Origin of the sequence: Kineococcus endophyticus, assembly GCF_040796495.1 — a bacterium.
Taxonomy (GTDB): Bacteria; Actinomycetota; Actinomycetes; order Actinomycetales; family Kineococcaceae; genus Kineococcus; species Kineococcus endophyticus.
In genome coordinates this window covers 24,481-44,372 of the sequence record NZ_JBFNQN010000014.1, presented here as the reverse complement: position 1 = coordinate 44,372, position 19,892 = coordinate 24,481, and the positions used below count along the sequence as shown (strand labels likewise).

The window sequence follows — 19,892 nt, the reverse complement described above, 5'->3', positions numbered from 1 at the left end:
CCCACCGCACCGCTCACCCTCGACGAGAACGGCCTCGCTGACATGACCGACGTGCCCCAGAACCCCTCCACCTCCTCCACCTCCACGTCCGGCCCCTCCCGCCGCCAGGCTGTCACCGCCCTGGCCGCCGCGGGGTCCCTCACCGCCCTCGCGGCCTGCGCCCCCGGCAGCTCGGGTGGGTCCTCGGCCTCCGGGGACGGCACCCTGCGCGTCTCGACGTGGGGCAACGACTCGCGCCTGAAGCTGACGCAGCAGGCGGCGGCCGCGTTCGAGAAGGCCAACCCGGGCATCAAGGTGTCCGTCGAGAACTCCGAGTGGACCTCGTACTGGGACAAGCTCGCGACGAGCACGGCCGCCAACGACTCGCCCGACGTGATCCAGATGGACGAGGCGTACATCGCGGCCTACGGCACGCGCGGCGCCCTGCTGGACCTCGGGACCGTCGGGGACGACCTGGACCTGTCGGAGATGGACTCCAAGGTGCTCGACACCGGCAAGGTCGACGGCAAGCTCGTCGGCGCGCCCATCGGCGTCGGCAACTTCTCCGTGGGGGTGAACCCGGTCCTGCTGCAGCAGGCCGGCATCGCGATGCCCGACGACAAGACCTGGACCTGGGAGCAGTTCCGCGACATCGCGGCCCAGGTCTCGGCCAAGCTGGGGGCGCAGGGCGTGGTGGGCTTCGACATGTACGGGGCCGGTGCGGCCGAGTTCGGCGCGTGGATCCGCCAGTTCGAGCAGGAGGTCTTCCCCCGCGACGACGAGACGCCCGCCTCGGTCGCCAACGCGCAGACCTACTTCGACTACGCCGACTCCCTCGTCTCCTCCGGCGCCTGCCCGCAGGCCTCGGTCCAGAGCGAGAACACCACGGCCGCCCTCGACGCGTCGCTCTTCGCGACGAACAAGTCCGCCTTCCACCTGCAGTTCCACACGCAGATCTCCGCCTACGCGGCGGCGAGCGGGAACGAGCTGAAGCTCCTGCGGCTGCCGGCCCAGAAGTCCGGGGAGTCCCCGCGCATGGTGAACAAGGCGTCGATGTACTGGTCGGTCTCGGCGCGCAGCAAGCAGAGCGCGGCCGCCGCCAAGTTCATCGACTTCATGCTGACCAACCCCGAGGCGACGAAGATCCTCACCACCGAGCGCGGCATCCCCGCCATCCCGAAGGTGCAGGAGGACATCGCCTCCGTGCTGACGCCCCAGTCCAAGATCGCCCTGGAGTTCTCCCAGGCCATCGCCTCCGAGGTCGTCGACCCGCCGCAGGTCACCCCGGCCGGGGCCTCGGCCTGGAACACCGAGTTCACGACCCTGGGCACGGAGCAGCTGTTCGGCCGCACGAGCCCGGCCGACGCCGCCCAGAACGCGGTGACGACCTCGAAGGGGATGCTCTGACCACCTCGGGGACCACGATCACCGACGCCCGGGTGGTCGTGAGCTCACCCGGGCGCAACTACGTGACGCTCGTCGTCGAGACGAGCGACGGTGTCGTCGGGGTGGGGGACGCGACCCTCAACGGACGTGAACTCGCGGTCGCGAGCTACCTGCGCGACCACGTCTGCCCGCTGCTGATCGGTCGTGACCCCGCCCGCATCGAGGACACCTGGCAGTACCTCTACAAGGGCGCGTACTGGCGGCGGGGGCCGGTCACCATGACGGCCGTCGCCGCGGTCGACGTCGCGCTGTGGGACGTCAAGGGCAAGACCGCCGGGCTGCCGCTGTACCAGCTGCTCGGCGGCGCCTCCCGCGACGGCGTCCTCGTCTACGGGCACGCCGACGGCCGGGACGTCCCCGAACTCCTCGACCGCGTCGCGGCGCACCTGGAGCAGGGGTACCGCGCGGTGCGGATCCAGGCCGCCGTCCCCGGCGTCGTCGGCACGTACGGCGTCAGCAAGCACGACGGGCGCATCTACGAACCGGCCAGCGGCGCGCGACCGGAGGAGACGACGTGGGAGACCACGTCCTACCTCGACTTCGCGCCCACGGTGTTCGAGGCCGTCCGGGAGCGGTTCGGGTTCGGCGTGCACCTGCTGCACGACGTCCACCACCGGCTGACGCCCATCGAGGCGGCCCGGCTCGGCAAGTCCCTGGAGCCCTACCGGCCGTTCTGGATCGAGGACGCGACGCCGGCCGAGGACCAGACGGCGTTCCGGACCATCCGCGCCCACACGACCACCCCGCTGGCCGTGGGGGAGGTGCTGAACTCGATCTGGGACGTCCAGACCCTCATCACCGAACGGCTCGTCGACTACGTCCGCACGTCCGTCTCGCACACCGGCGGCATCTCGCACCTGCGCAAGGTCTACGCGCTGGCCGAGCTGTACGGGGTGCGCTCGGGTGCGCACGGGGCGGGGGACCTGTCCCCGGTCGCGCACGCCGCGGCCCTGCACCTGGACCTGGCGATCCCGAACTTCGGGATCCAGGAGCACATGGGCCACCGCGACCCGGCGGGGGAGGTGTTCCGCTCGTCGTACTCCTTCGCCGACGGGTCCATGCACCCCGGGGACGCCCCGGGCCTCGGGGTGGAGTTCGACGAGCGGGCCGCGGCCCGGTTCCCCTACGAACCGCGCTACCTGCCCGTCGCCCGACGGCTGGACGGGACCCTGCACGACTGGTGAGGGTCCCGCCCGGACGGCATCGGCGCGGTCAGTAGCGGATCGCGTCGATGACCTTCGCCCGCACGGCCATCGTCGCCGGGACGAGCCCCGCGAGGGCCCCGACGGCGGTGGCCGCCAGCAGCCCCTCGACGGCCGCCGAGAGCGGGAACGGCGGCACGTCCTCCAGGGTGACCCCCGCGGGCAGCACGGCGTCCAGCGGGAAGTTCGACACGAGGATGATCGAGAGCATCACCGCGAGGAAGCCCGCGACGAAGGTCGCGGCCACCGACTCCAGCAGCACGGCGAAGAACACCCGCGCGCCCGTCGCGCCGAAGCTGCGGCGCACCCCGATCTCGCGGATCCGCTGCCGCACGGTGACCAGGCCGACGTTCAGGACGCCGATGCCCCCGAGCAGCAGGGCGAACACCCCGACGCCGCGGACGCCGTAGGCCAGCACCGTGTCCATGATCCCGAGTTCCTCGCCCGAGTCCTGGCGCCAGACCGAGACGGAGTACCCCGGCAGGCTCGCCTGGACCTCGGTCTGCAGCGCCGCGACGAGGGCGTCGGCGTCGGCGTTCGGCACCCACATCTCCAGGGTCGGCGGTGACGTGTTCGCCGGGTCGCCGGTGAGGTTCCACCGGCTGACGTCGGCGTTCAGGACGTAGGCGCCGGGCGTCTGCGCGTCGTAGCTCGCCCCCGCGGAGATCCCGACGACGGTCGCCGTGACGGGCGTCTGGCCGCCGAGGACGACCGTGGGCGGGCGGGCCGGGTCGAACCCGCCGAGCTGGTCGGCGAACGCCTGGTTGACGACCAGGCGCGGCGAGAACGCCTGCGTGTCGGCGCCGGTAAACCAGCGACCCTGGTCGGTGATGACGCGGTGCATGGTGCCGTAGCTGGGGTCGACGCTGTTGGCCTGCACGAGCTGCGTCCCGGCCGGGAACCGGACGGTCAGCTGCCCGCCGCCCTGCGAGGCCAGGCCCCACCACGCCGTCTCGTGCCGGACGGCCGCCTCCCGCAGCGCGGTCTGCGCCGTCCGCGTCGTGTCCGCGGACACCGCCCCGTTCGGGTAGGCGTTGACGTTGAGCGTCGCCGGCCGGCCGGCCGCGCGTTCGCTGCTCTCGCCGACCATCTGCCGGGCCATGTTCCCCACGGCCGTGATGGTCGTCATCGCGAACACCGCCAGGAACACCCCGACCAGGGAGAGCACGACCCGGACCCGGTGGACCCGGATCTCGCTCCACGCCTCGGTGACGGCGGCCAGCAGGCCGGTCAGCACCGACGTCACGCCTCCCATCAGAGCGTCTCCCGGTGTGCGGTGGCGGTCGCCACGGCGTCGGCCGTGATCTCGGTCAGGACGCCGTGGTCGAGCCGGAACTGCCGGTCGGCCCGCGCGGCGACGGACAGGTCGTGGGTGATGGTGACGAGGGTCGTCCCGTCGACGCGCACGAGTTCCTCGAGCACGTCCATGACGGCCGACCCCGTGTCGACGTCGAGGGCGCCGGTGGGTTCGTCGGCCAGCAGGACGCGGGGGCGGCGGACGAGGCTGCGGGCGAGCGCCACGCGCTGCTGCTCCCCGCCGGACAGCTTCTCGGGCATGGTGTCCAGCCGGTGGCCCAGCCCCACGCGGTCGAGCATGTCGCGGGCGGTGCGCCGGCGACGCAGGAACTCCCGGCCCGTCCCGTACAGGAGGGGGTTGGCGACGTTCTCCGTCGCCGAACGCCCGGGCAGCAGGTTGAACTGCTGGAACACGAACCCGAACGTCTGCCCCCGCAGCTTCGCGGTCCGGCGCGCGGACCGTCCCGTGACGGGGGCGCCGTCGAGCAGGTACCGCCCGCTCGTGGGGGCGTCGAGCAGGCCGATGATGTTCAGCAGCGTCGACTTCCCGGACCCCGACCGGCCGACGACCGCGACGTGCTCGCCGCGGGCGACGTGCAGGTCGACGCCGGTGAGGATGTGCAGGTCCGAACCGTCCGGGAGCCGGACGCTGCGCGAGACGTCCGTCAGAGAGACGACCGGTCCGGCCGGACCGGTCCCGGGCGATCCCATCAGAAACCCATCCCGTACATGCCGTTCGGGTCGGTGGGGGTGTCGGTGCCCGGGACGAACTGCAGGACCTGCTGGCCCTCGGTGACGCCGCCGGTGATCTCGACGTTCTGGCCGTCGGTCAGGCCCAGCGTCACGGGGGCCTCGGTCGTGCTGCCGTCCTCGGCGACGGTCCAGACCTTCCCGGTGCCGACGGTGCCCTGGACGGCGGTCACCGGGGCGAGCAGGACGCCGCTGGCCTGGCCGGCCGTGACGTCGACCGCGGCCGACAGGCCCGGGAACACCTGGACCCCGTCCGGGACGGCGCAGGTGACGGTCGCACCCGTCGTGGTGCTCGAGGGGTCCACCGGCATGCCGGAGTACGGGTCGACGCCGCCGGAGCCGCCCGTGGACCCGCCCTCGCCGGTGGCCGGGGTGCCGGTGCGCAGGCCGGTGCACTCGAAGGCCCCCGGGCCGCCGGGGACGGTGACCTGGGCCGACGTCGGGGGCTTGAGCAGGCGGTACTGCTGGGCCTGCGTCAGCGGGGCGGACACCGTCAGGGTCCCGGGGCTCACCGTCGCGACGGCCTGCCCGACCGTGACGTCCTGACCGGCGAGGACGTCGAGGGTGGCCAGGGTGCCGGCCACGGTCGACGTCACGGTGACGGTCTTCGTCGTGGCGGTGGGTGCGGGGGCCGGGGTCGCGGGGTCCCCTGTCGTGGTCGTGGTGGTGGTCGTGGGTTCGACCGTCACGACGACGGTGAACAGCGGGGTGCCCTTCTCGACGGCGTCGCCGACCTCCGCGCGCACCTTGCCGACCTGACCCGCGGCCGTCGCCTTGACGGTCGTGGCCGGGTCCGCCTGGATCGTGCCCTGCAGGTCCACGGTGTTCACCACGTCGCCCTTGGTGATGGCTGTGGCGGGCGGCTGCACGACGGCCGAGGGGCTCGCGGCGGCGTCGGCGTCCCGGCCCGAGGGGCGCACGAACGCGATCCACAGCAGGGCGAGCGCGATGAGCGCCCAGACGACGAGCCTGAGCGCGGGTAAGACGACGGTCCGGACGACACCCACGGCGACACCTCTCTCGAACAGCCGGGGGTCGCTGGTGCACGGTGCGTTCGCCGTTCCCCCGAGCGGCTGGGCCGGAACGTAGCAGCGGCTGTGAGGGGGGTGGGGGAGGAACAGGGTCCCTGAAGTCAGCGCGTCGGCCGTGCGGCGCTCAACCACTCCCGCAGCGCCGACGCCTCGCGGTCGAGCACCTCCGGGTCGTCGCCGGGCACGAACTCCAGCAGGACGTCGTGGTCGCGCCCGTGGCCCGCCAGCGCGTCGGCCACGCGCGTCCAGAGCGGTTCCCTGCTGCGCAACGGGTTGCGCGTCGTGCCGGGTCCCCAGGAGAACGCGTGGACGGTGCTCACGCGGTCGGCGAGCTCCGCCAGTTCGGCCAGCGCCTCCTCGTCGGTCGCGTCGACGGTCGGCTGCCAGTACGTGGTGAGGGTCGGCCGCCCGACGAGGTCGTCGACCTCCTCCAGGAGCTGCAGGGTGGAGGCCGTCGTGTCGGTCAGGGTCCCGCCGTGCGACTCCGTGCCGAGCTGGAGGCCGAGGTCCTCGGCGCGCCGGACGGCGTCGGCCAGGGCACGGACGACGGGGGTCCGGTCGCCCGTGCCGGCCGAGCCGGTCTCCCCGGCCCACACCCGCACCCGGGGCGCGCCCAGGGCCCGGGCGGTCGCCAGCACCGGCCCGACGTCCTCGGGGCCGGCGCGCCAGTAGGAGCCGTAGGAGGCGACGGCCAGCCCGGCGTCGGCGGTGCGGGCCGCGACGTCGCGGGCGGTGGCGAGGTCGCCGACGGGCACGTGGACGTCCGCACCCCACTCGACGGCGGCCAGGCCCGCGCGGGCGGCGAGGTCGAGGAGGGCGGGCGGGTCGAGCTGTCGGAAGGTCACCGAGCACAGTCCCGGGGTCAGCACGCGATCGATCCTTGCACGCACGCGGTCTGCTGGCCTAGCCTCTGGAAAGCGCATTCCCAACGGAACAGGAGGAGGCCGCGATGACGCAACGCCTCGGGGTGGTCATGAACGGCGTGACGGGTCGCATGGGGTACCGGCAGCACCTGCTGCGGTCCGTCCTGGCGATCCGCGAACAGGGCGGGGTCGAACTGCCCGACGGTTCCCGCGTGCAGCTCGAACCGCTGCTCGTCGGCCGGTCGGAGGAGAAGCTGCGCGACATCGCCCGGCGCCACGGCCTGGAGAACTTCACCACCGACGTCGACGGCGCCCTCGCTGACGACGACTACCCGCTCTACTTCGACGCCCAGCTGACCTCGGCGCGGCAGGAGTCGATCCTCAAGGCGATCGCCGCCGGGCGCCACGTCTACACCGAGAAGCCGACGGCCGAGACCCTCGAGGGGGCCGTCGCCCTGGCCCGCGCCGCGACGAGCGCCGGGGTGAAGAACGGCGTCGTGCACGACAAGATCTTCCTGCCCGGGCTGGTGAAGCTGCGCCGTCTCGTGGAGTCGGGGTTCTTCGGCGAGATCCTCTCCGTCCGCGGGGAGTTCGGGTACTGGGTGTTCGAGGGGGACTGGCAGCCCGCGCAGCGGCCGAGCTGGAACTACCGGGCCGAGGACGGCGGCGGGATCGTCGCGGACATGTTCTGCCACTGGAACTACGTCCTGGAGCAGACCATCGCCCCCGTCGAGGCCGTCACCGCGCGCGCCGTCACGCACGTCCCGGTCCGCCACGACGAGAAGGGTGAGGCGTACAAGGCCACCGCCGACGACGCCGCCTACGCCATCTTCGAGCTCGAGGGCGGCATCGTCGCCCAGCTGAACTCCTCCTGGGCCGTGCGCGTCGACCGCGACGAACTCGTCGAGTTCCAGGTCGACGGGACCCTGGGCAGCGCCGTCGCCGGGTTGTTCGGCTGCAAGGTGCAACCCCGCTCGGCCACGCCCAAGGCCGTGTGGAACCCCGACCTGCCCGAGGCGCACCGCTACCGCGACGACTGGCTGCCCGTCCCGGACAACACGACGTTCGACAACGGGTTCAAGACGCAGTGGGAGCAGTTCGTCTCCCACGTCGTCGCCGACACCCCGCACCCCTACGACTTCCTCTCCGGCGCCCGCGGGGTCCGGCTGGCCGAGGCCGGACTGGCCTCGTCCGCGCAGGGCCGCCGCGTCGAGCTCGAGGAGATCGTGCTGTGACGATCACCGCGGACCGGGCGCTGCTCGGCGAGGTCGTGCGGGTGCCGCGGCGCTCGCCCTCGGGCGCCGTGGAACTCGTCGACCACGCCGTCTCCGCGCCCGTGGCCTGGGAGGTCCCGACCGGACCGGCGGCCTCGCGCACGGTGTTCGCCGCGGCGCACGTCGTCCCGCGGGTGGACGCCGAGAACGTCCCGGGCGCCCCCGCGGTGCTCGACTGGGACGCCACCCTGGCCTTCCGGCACCGGCTGTGGTCCCTGGGGCTCGGCGTCGCCGAGGCGATGGACACCGCGCAGCGGGGGATGGGCCTGGACTTCGCAGCGACGGCGGACCTGGTGCGCCGCAGCGCCTCGGAGGCCGCCTCGGTCGGCGGGCGGATCGCGGCCGGCGTCGGCACCGACCAGCTCGCACCCGGCCTGCACCCCCTCGCGGCGGTCCGTTCCGCCTACGAGGAGCAGCTGGCGCTGGTCGAGGACGCGGGCGCCCAGCCGATCCTCATGGCCTCGCGCCACCTGGCGGCCGCCGCGGCCGGCCCCGAGGAGTACCTCGAGGTCTACTCCGGACTGCTCGCGCAGGTGCGCCGTCCCGCGGTCCTGCACTGGCTGGGTGAGGTGTTCGACCCGGCCCTGGCCGGGTACTGGGGCTCGCGCGACGTCGCCGCCGCCACGGACGCGTTCTGCGACCTGGTGCAGGCCAACGCCTCCCGCGTCGACGGGGTGAAGGTCTCGCTGCTGGACGCCGACCACGAGCGGGCGCTGCGGCGCCGGCTGCCCGCGGGCGTCCGGCTCTACACCGGCGACGACTTCAACTACCCCGACCTCATCGCGGGCGACGGGGAGTTCCACAGCGACGCCCTCCTCGGGATCTTCGCGGGCATCCCGCAGGTCGCGGCGGCCGCGCTCACGCGGCTCGACGACGGCGACACTTCGGGGTTCCGGGCCGCGCTCGACCCGACGGTCCCGCTGGCCCGGCACGTGTTCGGGGCGCCGACCCCGTACTACAAGGCGGGCATCGCGTTCCTCAACTGGCTCGACGGCCGCCAGCCCGGGTACGCCATGGTCGGGGGCCTGCACGCGGCCCGCAGCGCCGTGCACCAGGCGCAGACGTTCGTGCTCGCCGACGAGGCCGGGGTCCTCACCGACCCCGCCGGGGCGGCGCGGCGGATGCGGCAGTACCTCGCGGTGCACGGGCTGGGCTGAGGGGCTGAGGGACTTCGCCCCGCGTCAGGGCACCGGACGGGGCTCGGGCGCGGGGCGCAGTTCCGCCCACAGGGAGCCGGTGCCGCCCTCGGTGTGCAGGTCGGTCTCGACGAGCAGCCCGACCCCGCGCAGGTGCCCCAGGCGCAGGGCGGCGGCGACGGCGTCCGCCTCCTGCGCCGACCCGTCGACCGACAGCGTCGCCCACCGCCCCTGCGGCGGCAGGCGCAGCGTCACCCGCGCCGTGCCGCACGCGTCGAGCACGGGGGCCAGGACGGTGCGCAGCTCGGCCGTGAAACCGGGCGGTGGACCGTCGCCGCGGGGGACGTCGGCCGGGCCCGCCGTGGCGCGCCGGTCGTCGACGACGTCCACCTCGCACCCGCGGTCGCGCGCCCGCCGCAACGCCGCGCGCACGTCCTCGTCGAGGAGTTCGCGCGCCCGCAGGTCGTCGCGCAACCGGCGTTCCACCGTGACCGCCGCGCGCGACAACGTGGGCCAGACGGGTTCGCCGGGACCGGTGAGCGCGACCCGCCGCAGGAGCGGGACGACGTCGTGCTCGAGGTCCTCGCGCCGTTGGCGCGCGCTGCGTCCCCGGGCCTCGGTCGCCGCGCGCTCGGCGACCGACACGCCCTCGTCCACCGTGTAGCGGGCCACGTCGCGGGCCGTCCGGTCGAACAGCAGGCGCACGCCGACGCTGGCGCTGAACCACACGATGGCGGGCTGGTTGAGCGCCGCGAACGCCACGGCGGGGTTCGGCAGGTCCGAGGAGAGGATGCAGGCGCCGAGCACGGCGGCCGAGGCGAGCTCGGCGACCAGGGCGACGAACGGGCGGCGCCGGACGACGAGGGCGGCGACGACGATCTGCGTCAGCCCGGGCCACCAGTTCCCGTACGTGCGCCACAGGCTCTCGTCGAGGAACGGGGTGACGGCCAGTCCGCTCAGCGGGACGACGACGGCCATGGCGACCGCCGCCCGCCGGGACAGCTCGATGGGCCCGCCCAGCAGCGGCCGGACGGCGGCGGCGCTGACGGCCAGCACCGCGAGGAGGGCCGTCACGGCCAGCCACGGTTGCCGGTGCTGGTGCAGCGACAGCAGCGCGACGAGCGGGCCGTGGGAGAACAACCAGATGACGGTGCCCAGCAGGCACGCCCGCTGCACCCGCGTCACGCGCGGACCCCGGCCGCCGTCAGCGGGACGCTGAGCAGGACGACGGTCCCCACCCCCGGCGCGGACCGGACGAGGGCCCGGCCCCCGACGACGGCCGCGCGCCGCCGCACCGACACGGCCAGCCCCAGGCGCGGGCTGGACCGGCGGGTGTCGAAGCCGACCCCGTCGTCGCGCACCTCGACGCTGAGCCGCCCCGGGAGCCGTCCAGCGTCCGTGGGGCCCAGCGGTCCCGGTTCCGGGCTCGTGCGCACCCGCACGCGCAGCGCCGGCGGCACACCCTGCCGGGCCCCGTGCCGCAGGGCGTTGCGGCACGCCTCCACCGTCGCGGCCTGCAGCGCCTCGAGGACCTCCGCGGACAGCAGGGCCTCGGTCCGCCCGGGCGCGAGCTGCAGGTCGGCGGCCGGGTGCTGGGTGAGGACGGCGTCGCCGAGGCGGCGGACCGCGTCGGCGACGAGGACGGGGCCGGTCGCGCCGGCCTCGCCGTCGGCCTCGCGCGCCACGCTGGTCAGGGCGCGCCCCGCGGCGAGCCGGGCCCGGGCGCGGTCGCCCTCGTCCCGTGCGTGCGCCGTCAGCGACAGTGACGCGAGGACGTCGTCGTGGACGATGCCGTCCCACCGGGAGTTCTCCCGCTCCACGGCCTCGGCGGCCGCCGCCTCGGCCGCGGCCCGTTCGGCGGCCGAGCGGGCCGTCTCCAGCTGCAGGGCCGATCCCCGGACGGCCAGCACGGCGACGGAGGCGGCGATGGCGATGACCACGAGCCCGATCGCCTCCAGGGCCGCGACGTCGGTCGGCACCGTCCAGACCCCCGACGTCTGCAGCGCCAGCCGGAGCAGCAGGTGCACGCCCGTCAGGACGAGCGCCCCCCACAGGGACGACACCGCGACCGCCCCCGCCCCGACCGTCACCGGGGACAGCGACAGCACCCACGGGACGTCGTCCTCGGGCCCGCGGCTGACGAGCGGGAAGGTGGCCAGGGCGAGGTCGCCGAGCACGACGAGCGCCCAGACCGGCCCGGTGACGCCGCCGGCCCGGGCCGCCGGTCCCGCGGGGCGCAACGCCTGCAGCAGCAGCACGACCAGGACGGCGGCGTACCCGGCCAGGACCGGCACGGCCCACCCCGCCGGGGCGTGCGCGCGCCCACCCGCGACGTTGGCCGCCACCGTCGGGGCGACGGAGACGACGGCCAGGGCGAGCACGAGGGCCAGCAGGCGCTGGACCCCGCGCCGCGTCACCGGCGGCCCACGTCAGTCGCCGGCGCGGGGGAGGGGGCCCCCGGGCGAGGCGGTGCCGGGCGCCGGCAGCGGGGCCAGGACCCCGTCCTCCACCGCCCGGCGGTACAGCTCCATCCGCGTGTAGGCCGGCCGGTCCACGGCCGCGTACTTCGCACGGATGCGCTTGAGGTAGCTCTTGGCCGTCTCCAGCGTCACCCCCAGCCGCAGCGCGACCGAGCGCGCGGGCATCCCGCCGGCGTAGAGCTCCAGGACGCGGCGCTCCTGCGGGGACAGGTGGGAGGTCAGGGTGTCGTCGACCTGCAGGGCCGCCGCCGTCTCGGCCGAGGAGACGGTGTCCCCGTCGGCCACCGAGCGCAGGGCCTCGGCCACCGTCGCGACGGGCCGGTCCTTCAGCAGCACGCCCTGCGCTCCGGCCTGCATCGCCTCCAGGGCCTCGGCGTGCTGGCGGCCCTCGGTGTAGACGAGGACGCGCGACCCGCCGTCGACGAGCGCGGTGACGTTCTCGGCGGGCGTGGACCCGTCGCCCAGGCGCAGGTCCAGCAGCACGACGTCGGGGGCCGGCCCGCCAGCGAGCTCGGTCAGCAGGTGCGGGACCGTCGGCGCCGTCGCGACGAACACGAGGGAGTCGTCCAGCCTGGCCAGCTCCAGCTGGAGCCCGGCGAGCAGGGCCGGGTGGTCGTCCACGGCGGCGATGCGCAGCACCGGCAGCGGTGCGGCCGCGTGCTCCGCACCGTCCGGGCCCGCACCTGGACCCTCAGTCAGCCCCACAGGACCTCCTTCCCCCGACGTGAGAGTAGCGAGGTCGGAGCCGTCCGGCGGGCCGGACGCCCGAGTCGCCGCCCCCGAAAGGGGGGTGGCTGCGCGGTGTCCCGTGCCGCGACGGTCTGTCAGGATTCCTGTGGGCACCCCGCCGGGGGGACGGGTGGCCCGGCATGCGCTGGGGGGCGTACGCAGGAGAGAGGGGACGGTGCCCGCGGGCACCGTCCCCTCTCCGCGTCCCCGGCCGTGCCGGCGGCGCTCAGTCGTCGGTCGTGACCAGCCCGATCTGGCAGGTCAGGCCGTTGGGGCCGTGGTTGCAGTAGCCGTTGGGAATCTTGTCCAGGTACTGCTGGTGGTACTCGTCGGCGTACCAGAACGGCCCCGCCTCCGCGGCCTTCCGGATCTCCGTCGTGATGCGGCCGTGGCCGTGCTCGGTCAGCTCGCGCTGGAAGGTCTCCCGGGTGCGCTGCGCCGCCTCGAACTGCTCGTCCGTCGTCGTGTAGACCGCCGAGCGGTACTCCGTGCCGCGGTCGTTGCCCTGGCGGTAGCCCTGCGTCGGGTCGTGGTTCTCCCAGAACACCTTCAGCAGCTGCTCGGGGCTCGTCACCGTCGGGTCGTAGGCCACGAGGACGGTCTCGGCGTGACCCGTGCGGCCCGTCGTCGACTCCTCGTACGTCGGGTTCTTCGTGAACCCGCCCTGGAAGCCGACCGCCGTCGTCACCACGCCCGGCTGCTGCCAGAAGATGCGCTCGGCGCCCCAGTAGCAGCCCATCCCGAAGGAGATCACTTCGGTGCCCTCGGGCCACGGGCCCTCGAGCGGGGTGCCGAGGACGGTGTGGGTCGCCGGGACCTCGAAGCGGCGCGTCTCCGAGCCCTGCAGGGCCTCCTCGGCGGGGACCATGGTCGTCTTGTACGGGTTGCCGAACAGCATCCGTCACTCCCTTCGAACGGTGTCGGTCAGGTCAACCACGACGGGCCCCTTAGCCTTCCCGGTGTGACTTCCGACCAGCTCCCCGGTTTCTCCACGCGCGCGCTGCACGCCGGTCAGGAGGCCGACCCCGCCACCGGTGCCGTCGTGACCCCCATCTACCAGGTGTCCACGTACAAGCAGGACGGCGTGGGCGCGCTGCGGACCGGGCTCGGCACGGGCTACGAGTACTCGCGGTCGGGCAACCCGACCCGCACGTCGCTGGAGACGCAGCTCGCCTCCCTCGAGCAGGGTGCGGCGGGCTTCGCGTTCGCCTCGGGCCTCGCGGCCGAGGACGGCATCCTGCGGGCGCTGCTGAAGCCCGGCGACCACGTCGTCATCCCGAACGACGCGTACGGCGGGACGTACCGGCTCATCAAGCGGGTCTTCGAGCCGTGGGGCGTCGAGCACACCCCCGCCGACCTCGCCTCCGTCGACGCCGTCCGGGCCGCTCTGCAGCCGACCACCCGGCTGGTGTGGGTCGAGACCCCCACCAACCCGCTGCTGACGGTGGCCGACATCGCCGCGCTCGCCGAGCTCGCGCACTCCGTCGGCGCGCTGCTCGTCGTCGACAACACCTTCGCCACGCCGTACCTGCAGACGCCGCTGACCCTCGGCGCCGACCTCGTCGTGCACTCCACGACGAAGTACGCCGGCGGGCACTCGGACGTCGTCGGGGGAGCGGTCGTCGTGCGCGACGGCGAGGACGGCCGGGGGAACTCCCTGGCCGAGCGGATCGGGTTCCACCAGAACTCGATGGGCGCCGTGCCGGGGCCGTTCGACTCCTGGCTCGTCCAGCGCGGCCTCAAGACGCTCGCCGTGCGGATGGAACGGCACTGCGACAACGCCGAGCGCGTCGTGGAGTTCCTGCAGTCGCACCCGCGGGTGACGTCGATCCTCTACCCGGGCCTGGCCGAGCACCGCAACCACGACGTCGCGGCGCGGCAGATGAAGCGCTTCGGCGGGATGATCAGCTTCCGGCTCGCCTCGGTCGAGGACGCGCTGACGGTGTGCGGGGCCACCGAGCTCTTCACCCTGGGGGAGTCCCTCGGCGGCGTGGAGTCCCTCGTGGAGCACCCCGGCAAGATGACGCACGCCTCCGTCGCGGGGTCCCTGCTGGAGGTGCCGGACGACCTCGTGCGCCTGTCCGTCGGCATCGAGGACGCCGACGACCTCGTCGCCGACCTCGCGCAGGCGCTCGGCTGAGGCCCGGCCTGCGCCCGTTCACGCGGGCGCCGGCGCGTCCTGCGCCTCGTCGGCGTGGGCGACGTGGCGCAGCGAGCGCCAGACGAGGACGACGAACACCGCCGACCCCGCGAAGGCGAACCAGAACGGGGCCGTGACCCCGTGCTGCTGGGCGAGGACCCCGCCGACCCCGCTGCCGACGGCGAGACCGCCGAACGTCCCGACGGTGTTGACGGCGGTCACCCGCCCCTGCAGCGCCTGCGGGACGGCGCGCTGGCGCACCGTGATCGACGTCGACCCCCACACGAAGGCGTGGGCGCCGAAGACGAAGAACACCGGCAGCGCGAGCCACGGCGTCCGGACGAGGGCCAGGGCGAGGTGGGTCAGCGTCTCCACGACGAGCCCGATCCGCAGGAGGTTCCCCAGCGAGACGTGCCGGGTGATCCAGCCGTAGGCGAGGACGCCGACGATCCCGCCCAGGGCCCCCGTCGTCGTCACGAGCCCGAAGCCGACCGACCCCAGGCCGAGCCGTTGCGTCGCGTACAGGACGAGGACCGACCAGGCCGCGCCGAACGTGATGTTGAAGATGAAGATCGTCGCGACGAGGACGCGCACGGCCGGGTGGTGCGCCGTCCAGCGGATCCCCTCGAGCACGTCGTGCCAGGGGGTGCTCGACCCGCGCTCACCCTGCGGCGCAGGCAGTCTCAGGCGGCTGACCAGGACCGCCGCGAGCGCGCACAACCCCGCCTGCGCCGCGAAGGGGGACGCGGCGCCCGCGGTGAACAGCGCCGCCCCCAGCGGGGGACCGGCGAGCTGGTTGACGGTGACGAACCCCGTCTGCAGCCGGGCGTTCGCGACCGCGAGGTCGGCGCGGGCGACGAGCATGGGCGTCAGCGTCGAGGCCGTGTTGTCGGCGAACACCTCGGCTGTGGCCAGCAGGAACAGCGCGGCGAGCACGAGGGGGACCGTCGCCGCCCCCGCCAGCACGAGCGCGGCGAGCCCGGCCAGCAGGACCGCCCGGACGAGGTCGACGACGAGGACGATGAGCCGCCGGTCCACGCGGTCGGACAGGACGCCGGCGCTGAGGCCGAACAGCAGCGGCGGCAGCCACGACGCGAGGGCGGCCAGCGCGACCGGCAGCGGGTCGTGGGTCAGCGAGGCGACGAGCAGGGGACCGGCGGCGAGCGCGAGCCCGTCCCCGAGGTTGCTCGCCCAGCTGGAGGCGATGAGCCAGCGGAAGCCGGTGCCGAGCCGCCGGGGGAGGACGACCTCGACGACCCGGGCGGCGGTGCTCACCCGGGCACGCTGCCACAGCCCCGCCCCGCCCGGCCACGCCGTTTCCCCGGCCCCGGCCGCCGGGGGATCGTTGACGCGACGAGCTCGTAGGGTGAGCCGGTTGCGTCGACGATCCCACCCGCCAGAGGCGCCGGCCCGGGTGCGGCGGGCCGGGTCAGGAGGCGCGGCGGGCGCGGCGACCGGCGCGCGAGCGCAGGTAGTCGTCGACGACGTACTGCCCGAGGCGGTCCGGGCTCGGGGACAGGACGCGGCCGCCGTTGCGGCGCGCGACGGCCTCGACGAACCGGCGCAGGCCCGGGTCCTCACCGAGCATGAACAGGTTGATCGTCGCGCCGAACCGCGTCAGCAGGTCGACCTCCTGGACGGTCGCGCGGATCGTCGCCGCCGTCGGGGGCCACTGGAAGAACGACTCCGTCGCGTCACGGCCCTCGACGAGGTGGGCCGTCGGCTCACCGTCGGTGATGACGAGGACGACCGGTTCGAGGTCGGGGTGCCGGCGCAGGTGCCGGCGGGCGATGCTCAACGCGTGCTGCAGGTTCGTCCCCTGCACGAAGTCCGGTTCCACCTCGGCCAGTTCCCCGACCGTCATGGGCAGGGCGTGCAGACCGAACCCGATGATCTGCAGCTCGTCGTAGGGGAACTTCGTGGAGATGAGGTGCGACAGCGCGAGCGCGGTCTCCTTCATCGGTCCCCAGCGGCCTTCCGCGGCCATGGAGAACGACAGGTCGACGCACAGCGCGACGGCCGCTCCCGCGCGCCGTTCGGTCTCGACGACCTCGAAGTCCTCCCAGGACAACCGGACGGCGCCCCCCGCGCCGGTCGCAGCCCCGCGCTGCAGCGCGTTGGCGACGGTGCGGACGACGTCGAGCGGCTGCTCGTCGCCGAACTGCCAGCGCCGCGTCGCCCCCGTGGGTTCGCCGCCGGCGCCCGCGTCGGTGTTCTCGTGGTCGCCGCGGCCACCGGTGTCCAGGCGTCCCAGCACCTCCCGCAACGCCGTCTGCCCCAGACGTCGCAACGCCTTGGGGGACAGCGTGAGTCCGTCGGCCGACCGGGACAGCCAGCCCTGCCGCTGCAGTTCGCGCTCCAGGTCGCGCAGCCGTTGCAGCTCGTCGGCCGCACCGCGACCGAGCTGCCGTTCCAGGGCGTCGACGTCCACGTCGTCCAGGGTCGCGCCGGGGTGCTCCTGCCCGAGCTGGTCGAGGAGGTCGTCGAGCTCGGAGATGTCCTGCAGGGCGTCGGCGGCCTCGCCGTAGCCGAGGGGTTCGCCCTGGCCGCGGACGCGCTCGCCGCGCGCGAAGTCCAGGTCCGGGCGCAGGGCGCGGAGGTTGTCGTTGAGCTGGGCCATCTGCGCCTGCAGGTCGAGGTCGGAGCCGAGGGCCTGCTGCATGAGCGAGGACAGCTCGTCGCGCTGCTGCGGCGACAGCGAGCGCATGAGGCGGGACGCGGCGGCGGCGCGCCGGGCGAGTGCGTCGACGAGGTCGTCGAGGTTCTCCACGCCCTCCTCGCCGAGGGTGTCCCCGTGCTTCGCCATGAACTCCGCGAAGTCCTCCGGGGTGTCCTCGCCCCGGGCCTTCTTGGCCAGCAGGTCGTTGAGGTCGCCCATCATCTCCTTGAGCGCCTGCATCGTCTCCGGGCTGCCGTTCTGCAGCGCGTCCTTCATGCCCTGGAACTGCTGGCCCACGACGTCGTCGCGCAGCCGGTCGAGGATCTGCTGGTACTGCCGGCGCGCCTGCTCGCTGGCCCAGCGGTAGTCCTCCAGGTCCCGCACGGCCTGGGCCGTGGACCGGGGGAGCGCGTCGAGGCGCGTCTCGGCGAAGCGGGCGTCGTCGTCGTCGCGGCCGGCGAGCTCGTCGCGTTCGGCGGCCAGGGCCTGGTCGAGCTGGGCGCGGGCCTGGGTCAGGGCTCCGTCGAGGTCTCCGCGGCGGGCGGCCTCGCGCCGCAGGCGGGCGGCCCGGGCGCGCCGCTCGTCCAGGCCGGACCGGCCGTCCGGACCGCGGCGCAGCATGTCCCGCAGCGCGTCGCGCAGGGAGCCGCCGGAGAGCACCTCGCGGCCAACGCGGTCCAGCGCCGAGCGCACGTCGTAGGGCGGGGCCAGCGGGTCGGGGCCACCCGCCCACTCCCCGTACCGGTACCGGCCACCCCGTCGCCTGCTCCACGCGTCTCGAGCCACGTCCGCACGCTACGTCGGGGGTCCGGCACACGCCACGGGTCCAGGCGCCGGAGCGTCGGTCGCGGCGCCACACGCATGACAGTTTGTCTGGACAAAGGGGGTCGTCCGGGTGGCATGATGGCCCCCGACCACCCGGTGGGCAGCGACCCGCCGACCAGCTCCGCGTCAACGACGTCCGAGGAGGGCATCCCGTGACCACCACCACCGCCAGCACCGAAGCCGCCGCTGGTGCCACCGGCTCGAACGGGGAGCTGCCGCACGTCGAGCACTGGATCGCCGGTGCCACCGCGGCCGGTTCCGGTGACCGGTCCGCGGACGTCTACGACCCCGCCACGGGCAAGCGCACCAAGACCCTCGCCCTCGCCTCCGAGGCCGACGTCGACGCCGCCGTCGCCGCGGCGAAGGCCGCCTTCCCGGCCTGGCGCGACACCTCGCTGGCCCGCCGCACGACGGTCCTGTTCAAGTTCCGCGAGCTGCTGAACGAGCGCAAGCCCGAGCTGGCCGAGATCATCACCGCCGAGCACGGCAAGGTCCTGTCCGACGCCCTCGGTGAGGTCTCGCGCGGCCAGGAGATCGTCGAACTGGCCTGCGGCGTCAACCACCTGCTCAAGGGCGCCTTCACCGAGAACGCCTCCACCAAGGTCGACGTGTACTCGGTCCGCCAGCCGCTCGGCGTCGTCTCGATCATCTCCCCGTTCAACTTCCCGGCGATGGTCCCGATGTGGTTCTTCCCCCTGGCCATCGCGACGGGGAACACCGTCGTGCTCAAGCCCAGCGAGAAGGACCCGTCGGCGGCGAACTTCATCGCCCAGCTGTGGAAGGACGCGGGGCTGCCCGACGGCGTCTTCAACGTCCTGCACGGCGACAAGGTCGCCGTCGACGGGCTGCTGACCCACCCCGACGTGGCCTCGGTCTCCTTCGTCGGCTCCACGCCGATCGCCCAGTACGTCTACGAGACGGGGACGAGGCACGGCAAGCGCGTCCAGGCCCTCGGCGGGGCGAAGAACCACATGCTCGTCCTGCCCGACGCCGACCTCGACCTGGCCGCCGACGCCGCCGTCAACGGCGGGTTCGGTTCGGCCGGCGAGCGGTGCATGGCCATCTCCGCGCTCGTCGCGGTCGACTCCGTCGCCGACGAGCTCATCGGCAAGATCAAGGAGCGCGTGTCGACGCTGCGCACCGGCGACGGCCGCCGCGGCTGCGACATGGGGCCCCTGGTCACGGGCCCGCACCGCGACAAGGTCACCGGGTACGTCGACGCCGGCGTGTCCGAGGGCGCAGAACTCGTCATCGACGGCCGGGAGGTCGTCCCGGACGGGGACGCGGACGGGTTCTGGTTGGGCCCCACGCTCTTCGACAAGGTCGGCACCGACATGTCGATCTACACCGACGAGATCTTCGGGCCCGTCCTGTCCGTCGTGCGCGTCGCCGGTTACGACGAGGGCCTGGACCTCATCAACCGCAACCGGTACGGCAACGGCGTGGCCATCTTCACCAACGACGGCGGCGCCGCGCGCAAGTTCCGCAACGAGGTCCAGGTCGGGATGGTCGGCATCAACGTGCCCGTCCCGGTCCCGGTGGGGTACTTCTCCTTCGGCGGCTGGAAGCAGTCGCTGTTCGGCGACACCCACGCCCACGGCGTCGAGGGCGTGCACTTCTTCACCCGCGGCAAGGTCGTCACCGAGCGCTGGCTGGACCCCTCGCACGGTGGCCTCAACCTCGGGTTCCCGCAGAACGACTGACGCCCCTCGCAGGGTGGCCACCGACCGGGAGGGCCTGCTGGCCCGGTACCGCGAACTCGTCGAGCACGACCTGCCCGACGCCGCGGCCCGGGACCGGTGGACCCTGCGGGCGAACCACTGCTTCGGCCGCGTCCTGCTGGACGCGGCCGTCGGTGGGTGCTGGTACGACGTCCTGGACCGCCGGGCCGGGGCGGCCTACCGCCAGCTCGACGACGACCGCCTGGCCGCGGCCGTCGCCCTCGGCGAACGCGTGCTGGCCGAGGGCGACGGGTTGCTGCGGGACCTGGACGCCCAGTCGTTGCGCTGGCGCGGGAAGGCGCCGAAGGGGCCGCGCCCGTCGTGACGGCGGAACCGGGGGGCGCTCGCCGGGTGCGCGGGG

Annotated in this window: 17 protein-coding genes; 7 read left to right on the top strand and 10 right to left on the bottom strand. The window is 74.1% G+C overall.

Going from position 1 to position 19,892, the window contains the following annotated elements:
* The first annotated feature begins 42 nt into the window (after positions 1–42).
* Positions 43–1,386, top strand: a complete 1,344-nt coding sequence (locus AB1207_RS19040) for an ABC transporter substrate-binding protein (protein ID WP_367639987.1) — start codon at positions 43–45, stop codon at positions 1,384–1,386.
* 17 nt (positions 1,387–1,403) lie between these two features.
* Complete coding sequence (gene manD, locus AB1207_RS19035; protein ID WP_367640117.1) at positions 1,404–2,609, top strand: D-mannonate dehydratase ManD; 1,206 nt, start codon at positions 1,404–1,406, stop codon at positions 2,607–2,609.
* A 28-nt stretch (positions 2,610–2,637) separates the two neighbouring features.
* Here the strand turns inward: manD and AB1207_RS19030 are convergent, their stop codons facing one another.
* The 4 genes from AB1207_RS19030 to AB1207_RS19015 all read right to left on the bottom strand — a co-directional run bounded on the left by AB1207_RS19030 (position 2,638) and on the right by AB1207_RS19015 (position 6,573).
* On the bottom strand, positions 2,638–3,873 hold the full coding sequence (locus tag AB1207_RS19030; protein ID WP_367639986.1) for an ABC transporter permease: 1,236 nt from the start codon (positions 3,871–3,873) through the stop codon (positions 2,638–2,640).
* An 8-nt stretch (positions 3,874–3,881) separates the two neighbouring features.
* The gene (locus AB1207_RS19025) at positions 3,882–4,634 is read right to left on the bottom strand and encodes an ABC transporter ATP-binding protein (protein ID WP_367639985.1); all 753 of its coding nucleotides are present in this window, start codon (positions 4,632–4,634) and stop codon (positions 3,882–3,884) included.
* Positions 4,634–5,680, bottom strand: a complete 1,047-nt coding sequence (locus tag AB1207_RS19020; RefSeq protein WP_367639984.1) for a biotin/lipoyl-containing protein — start codon at positions 5,678–5,680, stop codon at positions 4,634–4,636. Before AB1207_RS19020 ends, AB1207_RS19025 begins: the two co-directional genes overlap by 1 nt.
* A 125-nt stretch (positions 5,681–5,805) precedes the next feature.
* A complete protein-coding gene (locus AB1207_RS19015; RefSeq protein WP_367639983.1) occupies positions 5,806–6,573 on the bottom strand; it encodes a sugar phosphate isomerase/epimerase family protein in 768 nt (255 codons plus the stop codon).
* Positions 6,574–6,653: 80 nt separating this feature from the next.
* On the opposite strand from AB1207_RS19015, the gene AB1207_RS19010 reads away from it, so the two are divergent.
* Entirely contained in the window at positions 6,654–7,802 is a 1,149-nt protein-coding gene (locus tag AB1207_RS19010; protein ID WP_367639982.1) for a Gfo/Idh/MocA family protein, read from the top strand.
* A gap of 2 nt (positions 7,803–7,804) precedes the next feature.
* Positions 7,805–8,998 (top strand): dihydrodipicolinate synthase family protein, encoded by a 1,194-nt coding sequence (locus AB1207_RS19005; RefSeq protein ID WP_437178989.1) that lies wholly within the window; start codon positions 7,805–7,807, stop codon positions 8,996–8,998.
* Positions 8,999–9,022: 24 nt separating this feature from the next.
* On the opposite strand, the gene AB1207_RS19000 is transcribed toward AB1207_RS19005, so the two are convergent.
* The 4 genes from AB1207_RS19000 to msrA all read right to left on the bottom strand — a co-directional run bounded on the left by AB1207_RS19000 (position 9,023) and on the right by msrA (position 13,084).
* Positions 9,023–10,162: a hypothetical protein gene (locus tag AB1207_RS19000; RefSeq protein WP_367639981.1), complete on the bottom strand. Its 1,140-nt coding sequence runs from the start codon at positions 10,160–10,162 to the stop codon at positions 9,023–9,025.
* Entirely contained in the window at positions 10,159–11,394 is a 1,236-nt protein-coding gene (locus tag AB1207_RS18995; RefSeq protein WP_367639980.1) for an ATP-binding protein, read from the bottom strand. The genes AB1207_RS19000 and AB1207_RS18995 overlap by 4 nt, the downstream gene beginning before the upstream one ends.
* Before the next feature lie 12 nt (positions 11,395–11,406).
* Positions 11,407–12,162: a sigma factor-like helix-turn-helix DNA-binding protein gene (locus AB1207_RS18990; RefSeq protein WP_367639979.1), complete on the bottom strand. Its 756-nt coding sequence runs from the start codon at positions 12,160–12,162 to the stop codon at positions 11,407–11,409.
* A 250-nt stretch (positions 12,163–12,412) separates the two neighbouring features.
* Complete coding sequence (msrA, locus tag AB1207_RS18985; protein ID WP_367639978.1) at positions 12,413–13,084, bottom strand: peptide-methionine (S)-S-oxide reductase MsrA; 672 nt, start codon at positions 13,082–13,084, stop codon at positions 12,413–12,415.
* A 63-nt stretch (positions 13,085–13,147) separates the two neighbouring features.
* On the opposite strand from msrA, the gene AB1207_RS18980 reads away from it, so the two are divergent.
* Positions 13,148–14,326, top strand: coding sequence for a cystathionine gamma-synthase (locus AB1207_RS18980; RefSeq protein ID WP_367639977.1), 1,179 nt, complete (start codon positions 13,148–13,150; stop codon positions 14,324–14,326).
* Between the two features lie 18 nt (positions 14,327–14,344).
* Here the strand turns inward: AB1207_RS18980 and AB1207_RS18975 are convergent, their stop codons facing one another.
* Both AB1207_RS18975 and AB1207_RS18970 read right to left on the bottom strand, forming a co-directional pair.
* Complete coding sequence (locus tag AB1207_RS18975) at positions 14,345–15,601, bottom strand: MFS transporter (protein WP_367639976.1); 1,257 nt, start codon at positions 15,599–15,601, stop codon at positions 14,345–14,347.
* A 154-nt stretch (positions 15,602–15,755) separates the two neighbouring features.
* Positions 15,756–17,771, bottom strand: a complete 2,016-nt coding sequence (locus tag AB1207_RS18970; RefSeq protein ID WP_367639975.1) for a vWA domain-containing protein — start codon at positions 17,769–17,771, stop codon at positions 15,756–15,758.
* Positions 17,772–18,043: 272 nt separating this feature from the next.
* Here AB1207_RS18970 and AB1207_RS18965 point away from each other — a divergent pair, with 272 nt between their 5' ends.
* Both AB1207_RS18965 and AB1207_RS18960 read left to right on the top strand, forming a co-directional pair.
* Positions 18,044–19,513, top strand: coding sequence for a CoA-acylating methylmalonate-semialdehyde dehydrogenase (locus AB1207_RS18965; protein ID WP_437178988.1), 1,470 nt, complete (start codon positions 18,044–18,046; stop codon positions 19,511–19,513).
* Positions 19,514–19,526: 13 nt separating this feature from the next.
* On the top strand, positions 19,527–19,856 hold the full coding sequence (locus AB1207_RS18960; protein WP_367639974.1) for a hypothetical protein: 330 nt from the start codon (positions 19,527–19,529) through the stop codon (positions 19,854–19,856).
* The last annotated feature ends 36 nt before the right edge of the window (positions 19,857–19,892 follow it).